Origin of the sequence: Polynucleobacter sp. JS-JIR-II-b4 (assembly GCF_018687815.1) — a bacterium.
GTDB lineage: Bacteria > Pseudomonadota > Gammaproteobacteria > Burkholderiales > Burkholderiaceae > Polynucleobacter.
The window spans coordinates 942,316-961,283 of the sequence record NZ_CP061306.1; the positions used below are offsets into that span (position 1 = coordinate 942,316).

Here is an 18,968-nt window from a genome sequence, read left to right on the forward strand (position 1 = left end):
TGATCTATGCTGCGCCTTTAAGCAAATTTGCTTTAGTTTGATCATATTCAGCCTTTAAACGAGCAACAAACTGCGCTGTAGGTGTAACCGCTTTTACAGCCCCAATGCCTTGACCGCAACCCCAGATATCTTTCCAGGCTTTCTGAGCTGCACCACCAAAGTTCATCTTGCTTGGGTCACTTTCTGGAAGATTATCCGGATCCAAGCCAGCATTGCGAATAGATGGTGCTAAATAGTTGCCGGATACACCAGTAAATAGGTTACTCAAGACAATATCGTCTGAATTGCAGTCAACTACAGCCTGTTTATAGGCATCACTTGCACGCGCCTCTTCCGTTGCAATGAATGCTGAACCAATATAGGCATAGTCGGCACCCATAGCCTGAGCTGCCAAAACAGCACCGCCAGTAGCAATAGAGCCACTTAGCACTAGTGGGCCCTTAAACCATTCCCGAATTTCCTGAATTAATGCAAAGGGACTTTTAATGCCGGCATGTCCACCAGCGCCAGCTGCAACTGCAATTAAGCCATCGGCACCTTTTTCTATCGCTTTTTTGGCAAAGGCATTATTAATAATGTCATGCAATACGATGCCGCCATAACTATGTGCAGCAGTATTAATTTCTTCGCGAGCACCTAACGAGGTAATGATGATGGGTACTTTGTATTTGACGCACAGAGCCATATCATGTTCAAGGCGATCATTGCTCTTATGCACAATTTGATTGATGGCAAAAGGTGCGGCTGGTTTCTCTGGATGCTCTTTGTTATACGCAACTAGGGCGGTAGTAATTTCAATCAACCATTCTTCAAGCTGCTCAGCCGGTCTGGCATTTAGGGCAGGCATAGAGCCAATTACACCCGCTTTGCATTGGGCAATGACCAATTTAGGATTGCTGATAATAAAAAGAGGTGCCGCAATGACGGGTAAATTGCCATCCGCCAAATGTTTTCGTAGAACTTCTGGAAGAGGTTGATTGCTCATATTTTTAAGTGATCTTTAGATTACTGCTCAGCTTTGTACCAAACTTGGGTACGACCTAATAATGGAACACCAATATAGCCACGCACATCCATTTTCTTGCCATCTTCAGTCGCAATTTTGACGCGATAGATTTCACCTTCTTCAGGATCCAGAATTTTTCCATCTATCCAAACACCCGGCTTGTCTCGTCTTAGGTCGGTCATGATTTTCATCCCAAGGATGGGCTTATCCTTACGATCATCTTTACATAGCGTGCAATACACCAAAGGCTTTTCATTCGGCTTTGGAAAGGTTTTGATAATAGTGCCTTCCAGTTTTCCATTTACTTCATCGATCTTGATTAAAGAAGAGGGCTCATTGGTTTTGTCATCAATCGTCTTCCAAACTCCAATAGCTGGGTCGGTAGCTTGAGCATGCGCATTGCCAGCAATCAGACCAAGTACGCAGGCTGATAGGATAAATTGCTTCTTTAACATTCTGAAGTCCCCTGATTTAAATAAGTCTAATTAACAGCGCTCAAAGATTCCTGCAGCGCCCATACCGGTACCAACGCACATCGTCACCATGGCGTGCTTAAGATTATGTCTCTGCAGGGCATGAATCGCTGTAGCAGCACGGATGGCACCAGTTGCACCTAAAGGATGTCCAAGAGCAATGGCACTGCCTAAAGGATTGACTTTGCTTTGATCTAAGCCAAGATCTCTAATGACCGCTAATGACTGGGCTGCAAACGCTTCGTTCAATTCGATCCAATCTAAATCCTGCAAATTGAGCCCGGCCAGCTTTAATGCAGCAGGAATAGCTTCTTTAGGTCCAATACCCATGATTTCAGGTGGAACACCTTTTACGGCAAAGCTAACAAAGCGTGCTAAAGGGGTGAGGCCAAAGGTCTTGATTGCTTTTTCGCTAGCCAAGATAAGTGCACCAACACCATCAGAGGTTTGTGAACTATTGCCAGCAGTAACGCTGCCCCTTGCGGCGAATGGAGACTTGAGTTTGGCCAAACCTTCAAGCGAGGTATCTATGCGTGGACCTTCATCTTTCAAAAATTCACGCCATTGCACATCTACTTCACCTTTACCCAGATCCATCGAGCGATGAGCTACCTTGACAGGGAAGATTTCAGAGTTAAATTCACCAGCAGCTTGTGCAGCCATAGCCTTTTGATGCGAATGGAATGCAAAAGCATCTTGATCCTCGCGACTGATCCTCCATTGCTGCGCAACTTTCTCAGCAGTTAAGCCCATGCCGTAAGCGATACCAATATTTTCATCACCCATAAAGATTTCTGGCGACATTGATGGCGAATTGCCACCCATCGGTACCATGCTCATAGACTCAACGCCACCAGCAATCATCACATCCGCTTCACCAACCCGAATGCGGTCAGCTGCCATAGCGATAGCATTTAATCCAGAGGAGCAGAAGCGGTTGACGGTAATGCCACCTATAGTATTTGGCAGTCCACCGAGGAGCAAACCTATGCGAGCCACATTCAAACCTTGCTGACCTTCTGGCATTGCGCACCCAATAATGGCATCTTCAATGGCTTTGGGATCCAGGGTAGGGACTTGCGTCAGAATATGTTGCAAGGCATTGCCAAGCAAATCATCTGGCCGAGTATTTTTTAGTGCGCCTCGTCCAGATCTGCCAATGGCACTGCGAGTAGCTGCAACGATATAAGCGTCTTGGATATTTTTCATAATGATATCTCGGTAAATTAGTTTCTAACAGGCTTGCCAGTTTGGAGAATGCCCATAATTCGTTCCATGGATTTAGGGTGGCCAATGAGTTCCACAAAAGCCTGACGCTCGAGTTTGAGAAGCCACTCTTCGGTAACTAGTGTCCCTGCATCCACATCACCGCCAGTAATAATCTCGATAATTTTCTTGGCGATATGCGCATCATGTTCAGAGATAAAGCCACCATCACGCATGTTGACTACCTGACCCATCACGGTGGCAGCAACAGAACGGCCACCAACCGGGATTAAGGTTGGGATAGGTGGCCTGTATCCAGAGTAGCGCATTGCTTTGACTTGATCTTGTGCCAAAGCAAGTAATTCATAGACGTTAGCAACAATAATGTCTCCCTTTTGGAGGTAAGCCATCTTCATTGCTTCTTGAGCAGATGAAGAAACTTTGGCCATCGCAGCATTTTCAAAAGAAGCTTTGGTGAAATCCAAATAATTAGTGTTACCAGCAAGTGCGACGCCTTGAGCTGCACGAATAGCCGCTTCCTTAAGTCCACCACCAGCAGGCAAAAGTCCAACGCCAACTTCTACTAAGCCAATATAACTTTCCATAGCGGCAACTCTGCGTGCAGATTGGAGAACTAATTCACAACCACCACCTAAAGCAATCCCAGAGACTGCAGCAACTACAGGTACTTGGGAGTATTTGATTTTTATCATCGTGTCTTGAAACTCTTTGACGAACGGCTCAACTCCAGCGGGGCCACCTTTCATAACCATTGGCATCGCAGCTTCCAAGTTGGCGCCTGCAGAAAAAGGTCCTCCAGGTGTGCCTAGCTTCAATGATGTAGGCTGCCAGATTACCAATCCCGCATAATTTGCCTCTGCGATCTCAACTGCTTTTTGTAGACCACTCAATACGTCTGGACTAAAGGTATTCATCTTCGAGCGGAATGAGGCAATTAAGACCTCTGGCTGATTGGCATCGACCCAAGCTCGGAAGTCCGTATTTTCAAAAATAGTGGTGCCCGCTGTTTTGGGATCAGGAGAACCATCTCCTAACAGTGGCGCTCTAAATACTTGCTTCTGGTATACCGGTAAAGCAGAGCGGGGGATATATTTATTCTCAGATGCAGACCATGAACCTTCAGGGGTATGGAAAGCTTGCTTATCCGCAACTGGCCCACTAAAAAGCCAAGCAGGCAGGGGTTCTTTGCTTAATGTTTTGCCGGCATCAATATCTTCTTTAATCCAGTTAGCTACTTGCGTTACACCAGCCGCTTGCCAGTCTTCAAAAGGACCTAAATTCCAGCCATAACCCCAACGCATTGCAAAATCAATCTCTCGGGCGGATTGAGCAATCTCACCAAGATGAATGGCGCAGTAGTGAAAGATATCCCGATAGATAGCCCACAAGAATTGCGCTTGGGGTTCATCGGTTTCTCTTAATAATCCTAGACGTTCAGCAATAGGTTTTTTTAGAATGCGTTCAATCAGCGGTTCAATCGTTGCAGTAGAGGGCTTGTATTCACCAGTAGCAGCATCCAGCACGAGTACATTCTTGCCATCCTTGCGATAAAAGCCTGCCTTGGTCTTCTGGCCCAGCGCACCTTTTGCAATGAGCTGACTTACAACCTCAGGCGTTTTAAATAGGGCGGAGAAAGAATCGCCTTGTAAGGCATTTTCCATAGTCTTAATGACATGAGCCATAGTATCTAGGCCAACGACATCACTAGTTCTAAAGGTAGCTGACTTAGCGCGACCTAACTTACTACCAGTAATGGCATCGACTTCATCAAAGCCAAGACCAAACTTTTGCGCCTCTGCAAAAACGGCCAGGATCGAGAAAACACCTACACGGTTACCGATAAAGTTCGGCGTATCTTTTGCACGTACAACCCCTTTGCCCATTGCGGAAGTCATAAAGGTTTCTAGAGCATTCAATACGGCAGGATCGGTATCCGCTGCTGGGATAAGTTCCAGTAAGTGCATATATCTAGGTGGATTGAAAAAGTGCACACCACAGAAGCGCTTCTTCAAATCACCAGAAAAACCTTTGGCAAGCTCACCAATAGGAAGACCTGAGGTATTGGTTGCAAACAGAGCATGCGCCGGAATATATGGAGCTACTTTTTCATAGAGAGCATGCTTCCAATCTAAACGCTCAGCAATAGCTTCAATAATGAGGTCACAATCTGCCAGGAGGCCTAAGTCGTCCTCATAATTTGCAGGAGTGATTAAATTGGCTTCTGAAGATAAACCCAGTGGAGCGGGTTTCAGTTTCTTCAGATTCTCGATCGCTTTCATGGCAATCGCATTCTTGTTAACAGGTTTGCCATCATCCGATTTGCTTGGCAAGTCAAACAGAACAACCGGTAGACCGACGTTAATGCACTGCGCAGCAATCTGGGCACCCATCACACCAGCACCTAGGATGGCTACTTTTTTAATAATCTTGTTATCACTCATGTTCAGTCTCTCAGAAAAAATCTGCCGGCATTGCCATTAACGATTTAGAGCCAGCACGTGCTTGACGGATCAGCATGGCTGTCTCAGGAAGGAGCTTGTCAAAGTAGAAGCGGGCAGTAGCCAGCTTTGCTTGATAGAAGGGATCGTTGCTGGATTTGTTTGCTAGTGCAATCTTTGCCATGCGCGCAAAAAGATAGGAATAAATCAAATGGCCCACAACGCGCAAGTAAGGAACTGCAGCAGCGCCCACTTCTTCGTGATTCATCATGGCTTTCATGCCAATTTCTTTAGTAAGCTTTTCAACCTTGACAGCGATATCAGAAAGTGGATCAATAAACTCTTGCATTTCCTTGCGAACACCTTCGTCTTCAATGAATTGTTCGATGATCTTGCCAAATTTAGTAAGCTTTTTACCCATATCGCCAAGAACCTTGCGACCCAAAAGGTCCAGTGATTGAATGGTATTGGTACCTTCGTAAATCATATTGATGCGAGCATCACGAACATATTGCTCCATACCCCATTCGGCAATGTAGCCATGACCACCAAATACCTGCATGCCTTCGTTGGTAGCGGTAAATGCGTTATCGGTTAAGAAGGCTTTAATAATTGGCGTAAGCAGGGCAACCATTTCGCCCGTTTCTTTGCGAACCTTTTCATCAGGGTGATTGAGTTCTTTATCAATCATCAGAGCTACCCAGTAAGAAAAAGCTCTACCTGCTTCTGCATAAGCTCTCTGAGTTAAGAGCATGCGCCGTACATCAGGGTGAACAATGATTGGATCAGCTGCCTTCTCTGGAGCCTTAGCGCCAGTCAAGCTGCGCATTTGTAAACGCTCTTTGGCATACGCAGCAGAGTTTTGATATGCCACCTCAGTTAAGCCAAGACTTTGCATGCCAACACCCAAACGCGCTGCATTCATCATCACAAACATGGCGTTCAGGCCTTTGTGGGGCTCGCCGACGAGGGTGCCAATAGCGCCATCAAAGTTCATAACGCAAGTGGCATTCCCATGAATACCCATCTTATGCTCTAGAGAGCCACAAGACACGGCATTAGATTTACCAATTGAACCATCGACACCAACCTGAAATTTAGGCACTGCAAATAAAGAGATACCTTTGCTTCCAATTGGAGAGTCTGGAAGACGTGCCAAAACAAGATGAATAATATTCTCAGCTAAATCATGATCACCGCTAGAGATAAAAATCTTGGTTCCGTTAATAGCATATGTACCGTCTGCTTGGGGCTCGGCTTTAGTCTTTAGTAAGCCAAGATCAGTGCCGCAATGAGGTTCCGTCAAGCACATCGTTCCAGTCCATTGACCAGAAACCAATTTTTCTAGGTAAGTTTTTTTCTGTTCTTCAGTGCCATGTGCATGTAAGCACTCATAGGCGCCATGCGATAGGCCTGGATACATCGTCCAAGATTGATTGGCAGAATTTAAAGTCTCATACAGAACGGTATTGAGTAGTTGCGGCAATCCTTGGCCACCATATGCGGGATCGCATGATAAAGCAGGCCATCCACCAGCAACATACTGCTCATAAGCCTGCTTAAAGCCAGCAGGAGTTGTCACCGATCCATCCTCATGTCGCGTACAACCTTGTTGATCACCAATTTGATTCAAAGGGAAGGCAATCTCACTAGCAAACTTGCCAGCCTCTTCAATGATCTGATTCATGGTGTCTTTATCAACATCCTGATATACAGGTAGAGCTGCGAACTCTTTGCCGGCATCAAGCATTTCATGAATAACGAATTGAATATCGCGGAGGGGTGGATTGTATTGAGGCATATTCTTTATCTTCTTTGATGGGATTTAAGAGGTACTTATTAAGAATTATTGAGTTACTTGATTTGCTGCAAAAATTTCTTTAATTAGCTTGTTTGCAATTGCTAAGCATTTTGGATTCTCTAGAAAACGAGAATCATGGTGAACGCCTAGTGCAATGCTGTAAAGCCTAAACAGTAGAGCTTGGGCATCCACTGATTTTTTTAGATGCCCCTCAGATATTGCTTCTTTAATGGCCCTAAGCAAAGCGGAGCGCCATACTTCAACGCTACGAAGTAGCTCATCTCGAACAATGCCGGGACAGTCGTCAAATTCAGCGGCTCCAGAAATAAAGAAACAGCTAGAGGTATCACCACCGCTACTCATTTTGAGCCAAGAGCTAATCATTTGATTCAGTCTGGGCAAGCCCTTTGGTTTTAAGAGTGCAGGGGCGAATACGACTTCCTGAAATTTTTGATGGTATGCACGAACAACTTCAACCTGCAGCTCTTCTCGGGAGCCAAAGTGTGCGAAGACGCCGCTTTTGCTCATCTTCACAGATTCAGCTAGATTCCCAATGGTCAAGCCTTCAAGGCCAGATTTGCTTGAAATCTCTAAGGCCGCATTCAGGATCAAAGTCTTAGTTGCCGACCCTTTGGTGGGCTCGTCTGTAGCCTTTAAATTAACCCTTACCTGGTTCATGGGATTCTTATTAACCTTAGAATGTTGTAAAAATAATACGATCGTTCGTTTATATTACATCAATACAAAAAAATTGAAACTAGTCTACAGGCCCTTTAAATACACAATCTTATCTACAGGGCCAATGGAATTAATGCACTGCACAATTAATTGAGGGAAAACCCGAGATCCAAATTCTAATAAAGGTAATTAATATTTAGTGAGTTGTTTGATATCAATAAAAACTGATCACAGGAAGATATATGAAAACAGTAAAAATTAGCGCTTTGGCTTTAGCAATGATGGGTGTATTCGCAACAAGTGCAAATGCACAGTCTGCAAAAGCAAATGCATGGGAAGGTGCTTATGGTCAGATTGGTGTGGGCTGGGGTATGTTCAATCCAACAGTATCAAATGGAACTGCAGTTCAGCCAACTGGACTCCCTGCTCCCTATCCTTCTTCTGTTAATTTAAATAGCTCTGCATCTAATGTTAATAACGTTAGCACTGGTTTGGTTAATTTAGCAGTTGGATATAACTTTGGTATTTCTCCTAATTATGTATTAGGCTTGGCCGCAACTTATTATCCTGGTGCTAGCTCAGGCGCCACTGGCAACTTAAATTACTATACTCAAAGTGGAGCGCTAGCAAAGACTTCACCAGCAAGCTATCAGGTCAAAAACTTATACAGCATTGTATTAACACCCGGATATGTCATTGACAAGGATCGCTTGGCTTATGCAAAAATTGGATATACCGGAGCCACTATTGGCTTATCAACCCCTGATCTAGCTTACAACACAAATAATTTAAGCGGATACACACTTGGCTTGGGTTATAAGCAGATTATTACAGGCTCCATTTTTGCATTTGGCGAAGTTAATTATGCTGCTTACGGCAATAAGACTGCAAATGGTACTACAACATCAGGTGCTGCTATTAGCAATCAAATTAAAGGTACTGGTACTGATATTTTGGTCGGTCTAGGTTACCGTTTCTAATCGTTGTAAATTGTTAAGTCAAAGCCCTCTCATAGCAGAGGGCTTTTTCTTTAGATTTATTGTTCCTGTGATTAGAATGAGTCATACAGATTTAACAATCTGACTATAAGTAAAACTAGATCAAGACTGAAAGTAACTCATGGTTAATCCCTCAAAACCTTGGTTGAAACACTATCCTGAGGGTGTACCTCATGATGTCGATATCTCTGGCTATAATTCTTTGCTAGATATGTTCGAGGAAGCTTTTGAACGTTATCCAAATAGACGTGCCTGTGAGTATCTCGATAAGTTCTTAACGTATCGAGAGCTTGATCAGCACTCCAAGCACTTTGCCTCTTACTTGCAAAACCTGGGTTTAGAACCTGGCGCTCGTGTTGCAATTATGTTGCCTAACGTATTGCAATTTCAGATTGCGATGATCGGTATCCTTCGTGCGGGGTACGTAGTGGTCAATGTTAATCCGCTCTATACCGCCCGTGAGTTGGAATATCAACTTAAAGATAGTGGCGCATCAGCTCTAGTCATCTTAGAAAACTTTGCACATGTTTATCAGCACATCGCTGCTGACGTGCCATTGAAAAAGACCATCGTTACTTCACTGGGTGAAATGATTGGACTCAAAGGTGCGGTAGTCAACTTTGTAGTCCGTAATGTAAAAAAACTCGTGCCCGCATGGGATTTGCCTGGTCATATTACTTTTTTGACTGCTTTAGGTGAGGGCAGTCATCATTCCTGGAATAAACCTAATACTTCTTTAAGTGACATTGCCTTTTTGCAATACACAGGGGGCACTACAGGTTTATCTAAAGGCGCCATTCTTTTGCATAGCAATATTCTTTCTAATGTCATCCAGACAGAGTTATGGCTTGAGCCGGGATTAAAGCGTAAGAATGTAGATCAATTGGTTTTCTTATGTGCGCTACCTATGTATCACATCTTTGCCTTAACAGCCTGTTCAGTATTGGGTATGCGCAAAGGTGGCCTGTTAGTTTTGGTTCCTAATCCACGTGATTTCGATGGATTCATCAAGCTATTGAAGAAGCATCCAAATATCAATATTTTCCCTGGTGTTAATACTCTCTTTAATGCGCTGATGCACAAATCAGAATTTGCCTCTGTTAAGTTTCCTAATATCTTGGCAACTATTGGTGGTGGTATGGCAATGCAAAAGGTCGTTGCAGATCATTGGCAAGAAATGACTGGCGCTCCTATTGCCGAAGGCTATGGCCTTTCAGAAACCTCACCAGTCGCTTGCGTTAACTCTGCTTTAATCGAAAGTTTTACTGGTTTTATTGGTTACCCAGTGCCAAGTACAGAAGTGCTTATTTTGGGTGACGACGGTATTGAGGTGCCTTTTGGTACTCCTGGTGAGATTTGCATCCGGGGGCCTCAGGTAATGGCTGGGTACTGGAATAAGCCTGATGAAACTAAGAATGTCATGACATCTGATGGCTTCTTTAAATCGGGTGATATTGGCATCATGAATGCCGATGGTCTCACTAAGATTGTGGATCGCAAAAAAGATATGGTTCTGGTTTCTGGATTTAATGTCTATCCAAATGAAGTGGAAGAAGTTCTGTCTTTGATTCCTGGTGTCTTGGAGTGTGCAGTCATTGGTGTGCCTGATGAAGACTCTGGTGAGGCTGTCAAGGCGTTCGTTGTGAAACAAGACCAGTCCCTAACAGAAGAAGCTATCTTGGCATTCTGCAAAGAGAACCTCACTAACTATAAGCGCCCAAAGCACATTGTTTTCCGTGCTGACTTGCCAAAAACCAATGTTGGAAAAATCCTAAGACGTGAATTAAGGGATTTATGAGCATTGCCAAGGATCATCTCGTAAAGGCCAATCATTTAAAATAAGTTTTTTAGCGCTTAATTAGTAAAAATATTATCGTGATACTTTGGCTGCGTTCCTTTCTATTCTATTTATTTGGTTTCTCAACCGTCACCATTGTTGCTAGCGCAATTATTCTGGTCATCCCCTTTACAAGTCGCAGCACGCGCTACCAAATGGGTGTATTTTGGTGCCGTTTAACCCAAAAAGCACTCTTATTTTTCTGTGGAATAGATCTAAAGATAAAGGGCTTTGAGAATATCCCCCGAGATCCTAATAAGTCATTAATTATTTTGGGCAAGCATCAATCCGCATGGGAAACCTTTGTCTACCCAGCATTTTTCCCAAGACAGCTTTGCTTTGTATTCAAAAGAGAATTATTGTTTGTGCCTTTTTTTGGTTGGGCTTTGGCCTCATTAAAGATGATTCATATTAATCGGGGCGATCGTGAGAAAGCTCGAGAAGCAGTCAACGAGCAGGGCAAAATAGTTTTATCAGAGGGAAAATGGATTGCCATTTATCCAGAAGGTACTCGAACCCCACGTGGGTCATTTAAGCCTTACAGAAAAGGCGGTGTTCGCCTTGCTATTAGTACACAAACAGACATTCTTCCGGTGGCGCAGAACTCTGCTGCCATTTGGCCTAGAAATACCTTCTTAAAGCATCCTGGAGTGATTACGCTTTCTATTGGACCAGTGATCTCAGTAGCGGGAAAAACGGAAGAGCAGCTGCAGCTTGAGGTGGAAGCCTGGATTGAAGGCGAGATGCGTATTATTGATGCGCCTGCTTATATACATTAACTAAGCGATTAATAAAAAGGCTAGCAATGTACGTTAGCTTTTCTTCATCTTCTTTCGTATGTACAAAGTCTTGGTGATGCGCGCCACCACATCATCTTCTTGATCTTTTACGTCGACTTTAAAGTCCCTTAAGACCTTATCTCCAGGCTCTGCGGCATTAATAATTTCATCTAATTGGTCTTGAGTAATTTCAAAACTAGCATGAACTTTTCCTTTGCCCGGCTTGAGGAATTCAATCTTGGCCGCCTGATCCCAAATAATATAACCCTTACCTAGATTCTGAGACACCATCATCATGAAGAAGGGGTCAGTCATTGCAAAGAGGCTACCACCAAAATGTACGCCCACAATATTGCGGTTCAATAGACCATGCTTGAGACGTACCTTGGCATGACGAAAGTCTTTGGCAATATGCTCAACTGTAATGCCAGCACCCAGAAATGGGGGCCATAGATTCATGCCCCTACGCAAGAGATTGGCGTTAATCACTGAAAACTTTTATTTGGATGAAGGGGTTTTGCCAACCATTATGACTGCTCTCAAGAAATCAAAATCTACACCTTGGTCTGCTTGGGTCACGGTATCCAAGAAGAGTTTTTTGTAACCACGTTCAGCAGTAGGAGATGTTATGGGATTGTCTTTCATACGCTGAGCCAGTTCTTCATCGGAAATTAAGAGGCTAATCTCTCGATTCTTAACGCTCAAACGAATGCGATCACCGTTACGCACTTGTGCCAAAGGACCGCCAATAGCGGATTCAGGGGTAACGTGCAACACAATGGTGCCGAAGGCGGTGCCGCTCATACGTCCATCAGAGATGCGCACAATATCTTTGACGCCAGCTCGTGCCAATTTCATAGGAATTGGTATATAGCCAGCTTCTGGCATGCCAGGAGCGCCTTTAGGCCCAATATTTTTGAGAACCAAAATGTCATCAGCAGTAACATCTAAGTCAGGGCTATCGATACGATTGGCTAAATCAGCAGCATCTTCAAACACTACGGCACGACCTTCATGCTCCATGAGCTTTTCATTAGCAGCAGACTGTTTGATGATGGCGCCACCCGGCGCTAAATTGCCATGCAATACTGCAATACTGCCGCGTGGATAAATTGGTTTATCAAATGGACGCACGACATCTTGCTTGAAGCTAGGTGGAGCAGCATCAATCTCTTCACCAAGAGTTCTACCGGAAACAGTCATCGCATTAAGTTTTAATAGAGGCTTAAGTTCACGAAGCAAGGTGGTCATGCCACCGGCATCATGGAAGTTTTCCATGTAGTGGTCACCAGATGGTTTTAAATCAACCAAAACAGGGGTCTCATCACCCATCTTATCAAGCGCATCTAAATCAATCTCGAGGCCCATACGGCCAGCAATGGCAGCTAAGTGAACAATGCCATTGGTTGACCCACCAATCGCTAGCAAAACACGCATCGCGTTTTCAAATGCGTCTGCAGTGAGTATCTTGTCTATCGTCAAACCTTCTTTTGCCATCTTCACAGCACAAGTACCAGTTTCTTCGGCTACGCGGATGCGGTCTGCAGTGACTGCTGGAGGAGTTGCACCACCGGGAACTGTCATACCCAACGCCTCTGAGATACAAGCCATGGTACTTGCAGTTCCCATTACTGAACAGGTGCCAACGCTCGCAACCAGTTGGTCATTAACTTCATCTTTTTCAACTTCATCAATTTCGCCGGCACGGAACTTGCCCCAATAGCGACGGCAATCTGTACAAGCGCCAACACGTTCACTGCGATGAGAGCCAGTCAGCATTGATCCGGTTATCAGTTGAATGGCTGGCAAGCCAGCAGAAGCGGCACCCATCATTTGCGCTGGCACAGTCTTATCGCAACCACCAATCATGACAACCGCATCCATTGGCTGTGCACGTAACATTTCTTCAGTATCCATAGACATCAAATTACGCAAGTACATACTGGTAGGCGCAGCAAAACTCTCATGTATCGAAATCGTTGGAAATTCCATCGGCAGACCACCGGCCAACATCACACCGCGTTTTACCGCTTCCAAAAGCTGAGGCATATTGCCATGGCAGGGGTTGTAAGCGCTACCGGTATTGATAATGCCGATGACAGGGCGATCTAATGCGCTATTGGTATACCCGGCACCTTTGATGAAGGCCTTACGTAAAAATAAAGAGAAGCCTTTATCCCCATAGCTAGTCAAGCCTTTGCGTAAACCGCTCTCTGCTGGATCTTTTGGTTTATTACTCATGTTTGTCTCGTATCTCTTTTTAATGTTCTTTGGCTTTATTGTAGCGATGGAATAGCCTAATTACCTACAGTCCGCCACCCCAGCGGTACTGCCAGGAAATCCCCAGTGCGGTGTAGTCAGTATTGGTATTGGAGTAGACACCTTTGCTACCGGTTAGGCGGATTGAATTGTGCTTATTAATGGGGTAAGAAAAAGTGCTGCCAAAACGCCAATTTTCTTGTGAGCTACTGATTGCTGTGCCATTGACGTATTTCTGACCACCCATGAAATAGGTAGCATCGGCAGAGATATAGGCCGTATTCTGAAAGTAATAGATCGCATGGGCTTCCGAGGAGTAGATGGGATTTTGGGAGAGCGTATTGCTTCCCAGAAAACTGGTATTGCTGGTGTAGATCGTCGCCATACCTGCCAGTTCCAAACGCCATGGTCCAACTGCTTGAGATGCTCCGATGGCTGGCTGAATAAGAGAGCGATTGGCGCCCACGTTGAGCATTTGCTCGCTGTTGTACTTGCCCCATGGGATGGATGCAGCAAGACTGGTGCCAATAATGAGATCTTGTTTGTAGTTATTAAATTCTTCTAGCGAGAGTGCTGGCGCACCATAAAGATTGGCGGAGATCTTTACAACAGGATCGGACAGACCTTCTGCGGAGGCGTTCATATTTTGGGTCCTAATGCTGCCCGTACCTGAAAGTTGCGCATAAGGGAGGAGCAGGCTAATCCTGCCCGACTGTCCGAAGACAATAATAATGCGGGTCAGGCTTGCTGCTTCAGTAGTGAGGGTGTATGAACCACTCTTGGCCTGGGCTATTCCACCCGAAACAAAGTTAATGCCAATAGGCGCATTCGAATACGCGCGAGCTTCAATCTCTTGAGCGGACGCTTGTTGGCAAATAAATCCCAACAAGCAGAGCCAAAAAATTCTCACGCAATACAAGTAAGACAATTATTTTTTGGGGCCAAATAGTACGGCAAGTGTTTCAGTATTTCCAACAACCTTATTGAATCCTACAAAAATTAAGTAAGGCCAAACAATTAACCAATACACAATCGACATCGCCAATACCCTTAATGGATCACCGCTTCCAAAAGCGGCCATAGAGGTAATAAATTCTTTTCCATGTATCAGGCCATCGATTCCGGCTTCAATATAGTTCAGGGCAATAATGACAATAATGTATACGATAGACTCAATAAATAGAGGGCCAACAATTCCATGTGCTTTATCGACCTTGATTGGATAGGCAGCCTGAGCAATCAGCATAAATTTTGCCGATAAGCCTGCTTTGATTAATGCAAAGCCAAAGAGAGCCAGGGGGATAGGGCGCTCTTCTAAAGCGGTTGTAGCCATAAAGGTAATCGCGCAGAACCAAATACCGAAGTAAAGCGTTAGAGAAAGCGCTTTCTTCATTTCATCTTCCAGCTTTAATTTCAAGCTGGGTTTGTTTGGGGGGTTCTTGGCGCTGTTGGTCATGAAAATCTTTAATAAGAAGAGTAGGGATGTTAGTCGCCGCAAGTAGAGCAAGAGCTAGAAGTAGCTACTTCAGCTGGTGCGGGTTCTTGTGTATAGCGTGCAATAAAGGCATGTGTAGTGGCCATTGGAATTTTGAGCCAAACAAAATGACCTGAGCCAGGAGCAACCTCAATCGACTCGCCCTTCATATTCCACATCTCAGTCAATACAACATCCGTGTTTCCATTTGGTTCAATAATTTCAATTTTGTCACCAACAGAAAAACGATTCTTCACATCTACCTTGACTCGGCCGGCAGCAGAGTCAATCTCCAGAGTTTCACCAACATACAGGCTACGTCCCGATAAAGAGTGGCCACGCATATAGAGTTGGTACTCTTTATCATGGTGACGCTCATAAAATCCATCTGTATAGCCGCGGTTAGCTAAACCTTCTAATTGACCTAACAAGGCGGTATTAAAAGGCTTACCAGCAACAGCATCATTAATTGCTGCTCTATATGCTTGAACAGTACGTGAAACGTAATAAGGTGATTTGGTACGACCTTCAATCTTAAAAGAGTCAACACCCATCTTGGTTAAGCGCTCAATATGCTCAACGGCTCGCAGATCCTTAGAGTTCATGATGTAGGTGCCATGCTCATCTTCTTCCATCGGCATCAAATCATCAGGGCGACGAGCTTCTTGCAAAAGCACCACATCACCACTCGTATTTTGTTGCCCAGGTTTAACCTTGTAATCCCAGCGGCAAGCATTGGTACAGGCGCCTTGATTGGAATCTCGATGAGACATATAGCCAGATAACAAGCAGCGACCAGAGTAAGCGATACAGAGTGCGCCGTGAACAAATACTTCAAGCTCCATCTCTGGACAGTCTTGACGGACTTCTTCAATTTCATCAAAGGAAAGTTCGCGGGATAAAATCACACGACTAATGCCAACAGATCGCCAAAACTTAGCAGAAGCACCATTCACAGTATTAGCTTGAACTGATAAATGAATCGGCATATCTGGCCAAGCTTCGCGCGCCATCATGATTAGTCCAGGATCAGACATGATTAAAGCATCCGGCTTTAATGCAATTACTGGATCCATATCTTTAATGTAAGTACGCGTCTTACCACCGTGAGGTAATAAGTTAGAGACTAGATAAAACTTCTTGCCCATTTCATGGGCAGTATCAATTCCATTCTTCAACACCTCAATCTTGCCGAAGTCGTTATTGCGCACCCGCAGGGAATAACGAGGCTGTCCCGCGTAAATGGCATCTGCGCCAAAATCAAAAGCAGTGCGCAGCATAGAAAGGCTGCCGGCTGGAGCGAGGAGTTCAGGAATCTTAGTCATCCGTCTATTTTAGTGAATACAGCCGATCTTGCTTGAATTGCTCGATTAGACGGCATTGGAGGACGCCAGAACTGGGTTCGTGCGGACCTAGTGGGCAAGCCCATGGCTAATGAAGAGTATCCTACGGGGGATGTGGAGAGCATTGTCAAGATGAGCGGGGAGCCTTCCCTTTGACTTTTCACCCTAAATTGAAGGCGCTTACTAAAAAGCAGAACGAACCCAGAAAGAATGCAATGTCAAAACTCACATCCAAACCCATACTAAAAAAAGCCAGTGCAATTTTGGCTCAAGAGTTTGCAATACCTAAAGATATTGCCTGGGCATGGGTGACTTTGCTGCTCTCACAAGAGGAGCAAAAGCGCGATAGCGAAGAAAAGCGTTACAGCCGTATTGCTGAATTTGAAGCTTGGATTTTGGGCCTAAGCCTACCAACCGATCCCAAGAATCCTGAGGGCGGTGCAGTGAGTCCAGAAGCAGTAAAAAATTCAGCAAGAAATGTCTTTGAGTGGCCACATGAGTACATCTTCGAAGAAACAGCAGCGCCCAATCATATGGATACTAAGGTTACCTATAGCGATACCATCACCAAACCCATTTTGGATGCAGTGAAAGATGCTGGCGGATCCGATGATCGAGCAGCACTCATCGCCATCTTAGAAGGCTATGCAAAGGAAGGTAAAGAGCCGTTCGCTAATTTCACAGCAGAAGGCATTGAATGGAAAGGCAGCGCCTGGAAGGAGGGTGATAAATACAACCTCCTAACCATTAAGACTCTTAATAATCGCTTGGCTAATCTACGTAAGAAGGGCTTGATCTAAGTAGATTGCTTCAACTAGACCGCAAAAGAAAAAGCCCCTAGATTTCTCTAGGGGCTTTACTTATTTGGCTCCTCGACCTGGGCTCGAACCAGGGACCTACGGATTAACAGTCCGGCGCTCTACCGACTGAGCTATCGAGGAATAAGCCGATATTATAGCAAGATGAATTCACTTCTTCCCACTTCTGTGCAGATCCCCAAAGTACTGACCATTGCTGGGTCGGATAGTGGCGGTGGGGCGGGGCTCCAGGCTGACCTCAAGGTCATCACCGCCCTTGGTGGCTATGGCATGTCAGTCATAACTGCTATTACCGCCCAAAATACCTTGGGTGTCACGCGCATTCAGGATGTCGATCTTGAGGTCGTAGAAGCCCAGATTGACGCAGTTTTAATGGATATTGGTGCTGATATTGTCAAAATCGGCATGTTGGCCAGTCCAGAAATAGTCCGGACTGTTGCTAAATCTTTACGCAAGCATGGTATGAAACGCATTGTTCTAGATCCTGTTTTGCGCGCTACCTCCGGCGCTAGCTTGGGTGGTGACGATACGGCGCAAGCAATGATTACTGAATTATTACCAATGGCATCACTTGTTACGCCTAATCTAGATGAAACTTCATTACTACTTGGGCGTGAGATTAGTGGCGCAGATGATTTCAAATTAGCCGCAGAAGAGTTACTCGAGATGGGTCCACAAGCAGTACTTATTAAGGGTGGCCACTTAGATAGTACTCATACCCAAATTACCGATTATTTAATGTGGCGTTCCATAGAGGACGATCTTGAAGTTGTGCAATCAAGAGAATTCAAACACTATCGCGTCAATACAGTAAATACGCACGGCACTGGATGTTCTTTAGCATCTGCCATTGCTACCTATCTAGCTGATGGTCATGATCTAGCTCATGCAGTTGCTAAGGCGATCGCCTATGTAGAGGCAGGCTTAGAGGCAGGGCGCTTCTTGAGTATTGGTGAAGGTCCAGGACCTTTGTGGCATATGCATGATTTCTATCCAACTGCGCTACTTGACGAAAAAACAAAGCCTTAGCAGTGTTTTTAACCTCAATCTACCAATGTTAAAGACCTTAATTGCCATAACATCTTTTTCTTTGGATAATAGAAGCTATGAGCAATTTCTTCATTGACGATCAAACAAAAGCTGCTACATCAGTTTTTATGGATAAGGTCGCTCAATACTTTCCAATAGCAAAAGCGTTGTTGTTTGGAAGTCGAGCTAGGGGTACTCATCACGTAGAAAGTGACGCCGATGTTGCTATTCTTTTGAAAGGCCTAGCAACTCCATTTATGGCGACAAAATTTGTTATGGATGACCTTGCTTATGAAGTTCTTTTAGAGACCGGTATACGTATTCAGCCGCTACCAATATGGCAGGAAGAATGGGATCATCCAGAAACTTATTCAAATCCAAGCCTTATCAATAATGTGCGAAACGAAGGTATTGTGCTTTGAAGGCAAAAGAACTTTTTATTAAAGCGACAACAGCAGCAGCCTCAGCAAAAATACTATTAAATGCTAGTGATTTCGATGGAGCATGTAATCGAGCCTATTACGCTATGTTTGACGCTGCTCGAGGTGCCTTACTTGCTTCCGGTGAGGTAGATTCGGTCGAGCATACAAAAACCCACAGTGGTCTCATATCTGTTTTTAGTTTGAAATTGGTGAAAACAGGTCAAGTCTCAATTGAATTTGGCAAAGCATTAAACAGGGTCGAAGATCTTCGTTTAATGGGTGATTACAAAGGTGATTTGGTGACCAAGGAGGATGCTCAATGGGCGGTTGCCAAAGCAAGTGAATTCGTTGAGCACCTTTTGGGGTTATTTGATAAACCCTAAATC

Annotated in this window: 18 protein-coding genes and 1 tRNA gene; 7 read left to right on the plus strand and 12 right to left on the minus strand. The window is 44.6% G+C overall.

Annotated elements, in window-relative coordinates:
* Positions 1 to 4 precede the first annotated feature (4 nt).
* Genes ICV90_RS04825 through ICV90_RS04850 form a run of 6 tightly spaced genes read right to left on the minus strand, consistent with a single transcriptional unit; the run spans position 5 to position 7,623 of the window.
* Positions 5 to 985 carry a nitronate monooxygenase family protein gene (locus ICV90_RS04825; protein ID WP_215360153.1) on the minus strand — a complete coding sequence of 327 codons (981 nt, stop codon included), beginning with the start codon at positions 983 to 985 and terminating at the stop codon, positions 5 to 7.
* A gap of 20 nt (positions 986 to 1,005) precedes the next feature.
* Complete coding sequence (locus ICV90_RS04830) at positions 1,006 to 1,461, minus strand: DUF2147 domain-containing protein (protein WP_072582353.1); 456 nt, start codon at positions 1,459 to 1,461, stop codon at positions 1,006 to 1,008.
* Between the two features lie 30 nt (positions 1,462 to 1,491).
* Positions 1,492 to 2,688, minus strand: coding sequence for an acetyl-CoA C-acyltransferase (locus ICV90_RS04835; protein ID WP_215360155.1), 1,197 nt, complete (start codon positions 2,686 to 2,688; stop codon positions 1,492 to 1,494).
* Between the two features lie 17 nt (positions 2,689 to 2,705).
* Positions 2,706 to 5,147: a 3-hydroxyacyl-CoA dehydrogenase/enoyl-CoA hydratase family protein gene (locus ICV90_RS04840; protein ID WP_215360157.1), complete on the minus strand. Its 2,442-nt coding sequence runs from the start codon at positions 5,145 to 5,147 to the stop codon at positions 2,706 to 2,708.
* Positions 5,148 to 5,157: 10 nt separating this feature from the next.
* On the minus strand, positions 5,158 to 6,945 hold the full coding sequence (locus ICV90_RS04845) for an acyl-CoA dehydrogenase C-terminal domain-containing protein (RefSeq protein WP_215360158.1): 1,788 nt from the start codon (positions 6,943 to 6,945) through the stop codon (positions 5,158 to 5,160).
* Between the two features lie 45 nt (positions 6,946 to 6,990).
* Positions 6,991 to 7,623 carry a TetR/AcrR family transcriptional regulator gene (locus ICV90_RS04850; protein ID WP_072582357.1) on the minus strand — a complete coding sequence of 211 codons (633 nt, stop codon included), beginning with the start codon at positions 7,621 to 7,623 and terminating at the stop codon, positions 6,991 to 6,993.
* A gap of 242 nt (positions 7,624 to 7,865) precedes the next feature.
* Between ICV90_RS04850 and ICV90_RS04855 the strand changes: the two genes are divergently transcribed.
* The 3 genes from ICV90_RS04855 to ICV90_RS04865 all read left to right on the plus strand — a co-directional run bounded on the left by ICV90_RS04855 (position 7,866) and on the right by ICV90_RS04865 (position 11,237).
* The gene (locus tag ICV90_RS04855) at positions 7,866 to 8,603 is read left to right on the plus strand and encodes an outer membrane protein (protein ID WP_215360160.1); all 738 of its coding nucleotides are present in this window, start codon (positions 7,866 to 7,868) and stop codon (positions 8,601 to 8,603) included.
* A 139-nt stretch (positions 8,604 to 8,742) separates the two neighbouring features.
* Positions 8,743 to 10,419: a long-chain-fatty-acid--CoA ligase gene (locus tag ICV90_RS04860; protein ID WP_215360162.1), complete on the plus strand. Its 1,677-nt coding sequence runs from the start codon at positions 8,743 to 8,745 to the stop codon at positions 10,417 to 10,419.
* Positions 10,420 to 10,499: 80 nt separating this feature from the next.
* Positions 10,500 to 11,237, plus strand: a complete 738-nt coding sequence (locus tag ICV90_RS04865) for a lysophospholipid acyltransferase family protein (RefSeq protein WP_371743892.1) — start codon at positions 10,500 to 10,502, stop codon at positions 11,235 to 11,237.
* Positions 11,238 to 11,270: 33 nt separating this feature from the next.
* On the opposite strand, the gene ICV90_RS04870 is transcribed toward ICV90_RS04865, so the two are convergent.
* The 5 genes from ICV90_RS04870 to ICV90_RS04890 form a co-directional block, all read right to left on the minus strand.
* Positions 11,271 to 11,696, minus strand: a complete 426-nt coding sequence (locus ICV90_RS04870; protein ID WP_215360166.1) for a DUF4442 domain-containing protein — start codon at positions 11,694 to 11,696, stop codon at positions 11,271 to 11,273.
* A 39-nt stretch (positions 11,697 to 11,735) separates the two neighbouring features.
* On the minus strand, positions 11,736 to 13,478 hold the full coding sequence (locus ICV90_RS04875; protein ID WP_215360168.1) for an IlvD/Edd family dehydratase: 1,743 nt from the start codon (positions 13,476 to 13,478) through the stop codon (positions 11,736 to 11,738).
* 64 nt (positions 13,479 to 13,542) lie between these two features.
* Positions 13,543 to 14,385 carry a transporter gene (locus ICV90_RS04880; protein WP_251367805.1) on the minus strand — a complete coding sequence of 281 codons (843 nt, stop codon included), beginning with the start codon at positions 14,383 to 14,385 and terminating at the stop codon, positions 13,543 to 13,545.
* Between the two features lie 39 nt (positions 14,386 to 14,424).
* A complete protein-coding gene (locus ICV90_RS04885) occupies positions 14,425 to 14,952 on the minus strand; it encodes a hypothetical protein (RefSeq protein ID WP_215360172.1) in 528 nt (175 codons plus the stop codon).
* Positions 14,953 to 14,981: 29 nt separating this feature from the next.
* Positions 14,982 to 16,295 carry a U32 family peptidase gene (locus ICV90_RS04890; protein ID WP_215360174.1) on the minus strand — a complete coding sequence of 438 codons (1,314 nt, stop codon included), beginning with the start codon at positions 16,293 to 16,295 and terminating at the stop codon, positions 14,982 to 14,984.
* A gap of 233 nt (positions 16,296 to 16,528) precedes the next feature.
* On the opposite strand from ICV90_RS04890, the gene ICV90_RS04895 reads away from it, so the two are divergent.
* Positions 16,529 to 17,113, plus strand: a complete 585-nt coding sequence (locus ICV90_RS04895) for a hypothetical protein (RefSeq protein ID WP_215360176.1) — start codon at positions 16,529 to 16,531, stop codon at positions 17,111 to 17,113.
* 65 nt (positions 17,114 to 17,178) lie between these two features.
* Here the strand turns inward: ICV90_RS04895 and ICV90_RS04900 are convergent.
* Positions 17,179 to 17,254 (minus strand) — tRNA-Asn (locus ICV90_RS04900).
* Between the two features lie 21 nt (positions 17,255 to 17,275).
* Here ICV90_RS04900 and thiD point away from each other — a divergent pair.
* The 3 genes from thiD (at position 17,276) to ICV90_RS04915 (ending at position 18,965) form a co-directional block, all read left to right on the plus strand.
* Positions 17,276 to 18,160, plus strand: coding sequence for a bifunctional hydroxymethylpyrimidine kinase/phosphomethylpyrimidine kinase (gene thiD / locus ICV90_RS04905; RefSeq protein ID WP_215360178.1), 885 nt, complete (start codon positions 17,276 to 17,278; stop codon positions 18,158 to 18,160).
* Between the two features lie 77 nt (positions 18,161 to 18,237).
* Positions 18,238 to 18,582 carry a nucleotidyltransferase domain-containing protein gene (locus ICV90_RS04910; protein WP_215360180.1) on the plus strand — a complete coding sequence of 115 codons (345 nt, stop codon included), beginning with the start codon at positions 18,238 to 18,240 and terminating at the stop codon, positions 18,580 to 18,582.
* Positions 18,579 to 18,965: a HEPN domain-containing protein gene (locus ICV90_RS04915; RefSeq protein ID WP_215360182.1), complete on the plus strand. Its 387-nt coding sequence runs from the start codon at positions 18,579 to 18,581 to the stop codon at positions 18,963 to 18,965. Before ICV90_RS04910 ends, ICV90_RS04915 begins: the two co-directional genes overlap by 4 nt.
* Positions 18,966 to 18,968: the final 3 nt, after the last annotated feature.

Bases quoted from the DNA above. Each gene is read 5' to 3' on its own strand.
- ICV90_RS04825 (WP_215360153.1), bottom strand. From the start codon at position 985: ATGAGCAATCAACCTCTTCCAGAAGTTCTACGAAAACATTTGGCGGAT.
- ICV90_RS04830 (WP_072582353.1), bottom strand. From the start codon at position 1,461: ATGTTAAAGAAGCAATTTATCCTATCAGCCTGCGTACTTGGTCTGATT.
- ICV90_RS04835 (WP_215360155.1), bottom strand. From the start codon at position 2,688: ATGAAAAATATCCAAGACGCTTATATCGTTGCAGCTACTCGCAGTGCC.
- ICV90_RS04840 (WP_215360157.1), bottom strand. From the start codon at position 5,147: ATGAGTGATAACAAGATTATTAAAAAAGTAGCCATCCTAGGTGCTGGT.
- ICV90_RS04845 (WP_215360158.1), bottom strand. From the start codon at position 6,945: ATGCCTCAATACAATCCACCCCTCCGCGATATTCAATTCGTTATTCAT.
- ICV90_RS04850 (WP_072582357.1), bottom strand. From the start codon at position 7,623: ATGAACCAGGTAAGGGTTAATTTAAAGGCTACAGACGAGCCCACCAAA.
- ICV90_RS04855 (WP_215360160.1), top strand. From the start codon at position 7,866: ATGAAAACAGTAAAAATTAGCGCTTTGGCTTTAGCAATGATGGGTGTA.
- ICV90_RS04860 (WP_215360162.1), top strand. From the start codon at position 8,743: ATGGTTAATCCCTCAAAACCTTGGTTGAAACACTATCCTGAGGGTGTA.
- ICV90_RS04870 (WP_215360166.1), bottom strand. From the start codon at position 11,696: ATGAATCTATGGCCCCCATTTCTGGGTGCTGGCATTACAGTTGAGCAT.
- ICV90_RS04875 (WP_215360168.1), bottom strand. From the start codon at position 13,478: ATGAGTAATAAACCAAAAGATCCAGCAGAGAGCGGTTTACGCAAAGGC.
- ICV90_RS04885 (WP_215360172.1), bottom strand. From the start codon at position 14,952: ATGACCAACAGCGCCAAGAACCCCCCAAACAAACCCAGCTTGAAATTA.
- ICV90_RS04890 (WP_215360174.1), bottom strand. From the start codon at position 16,295: ATGACTAAGATTCCTGAACTCCTCGCTCCAGCCGGCAGCCTTTCTATG.
- ICV90_RS04895 (WP_215360176.1), top strand. From the start codon at position 16,529: ATGTCAAAACTCACATCCAAACCCATACTAAAAAAAGCCAGTGCAATT.
- thiD (WP_215360178.1), top strand. From the start codon at position 17,276: ATGAATTCACTTCTTCCCACTTCTGTGCAGATCCCCAAAGTACTGACC.
- ICV90_RS04910 (WP_215360180.1), top strand. From the start codon at position 18,238: ATGAGCAATTTCTTCATTGACGATCAAACAAAAGCTGCTACATCAGTT.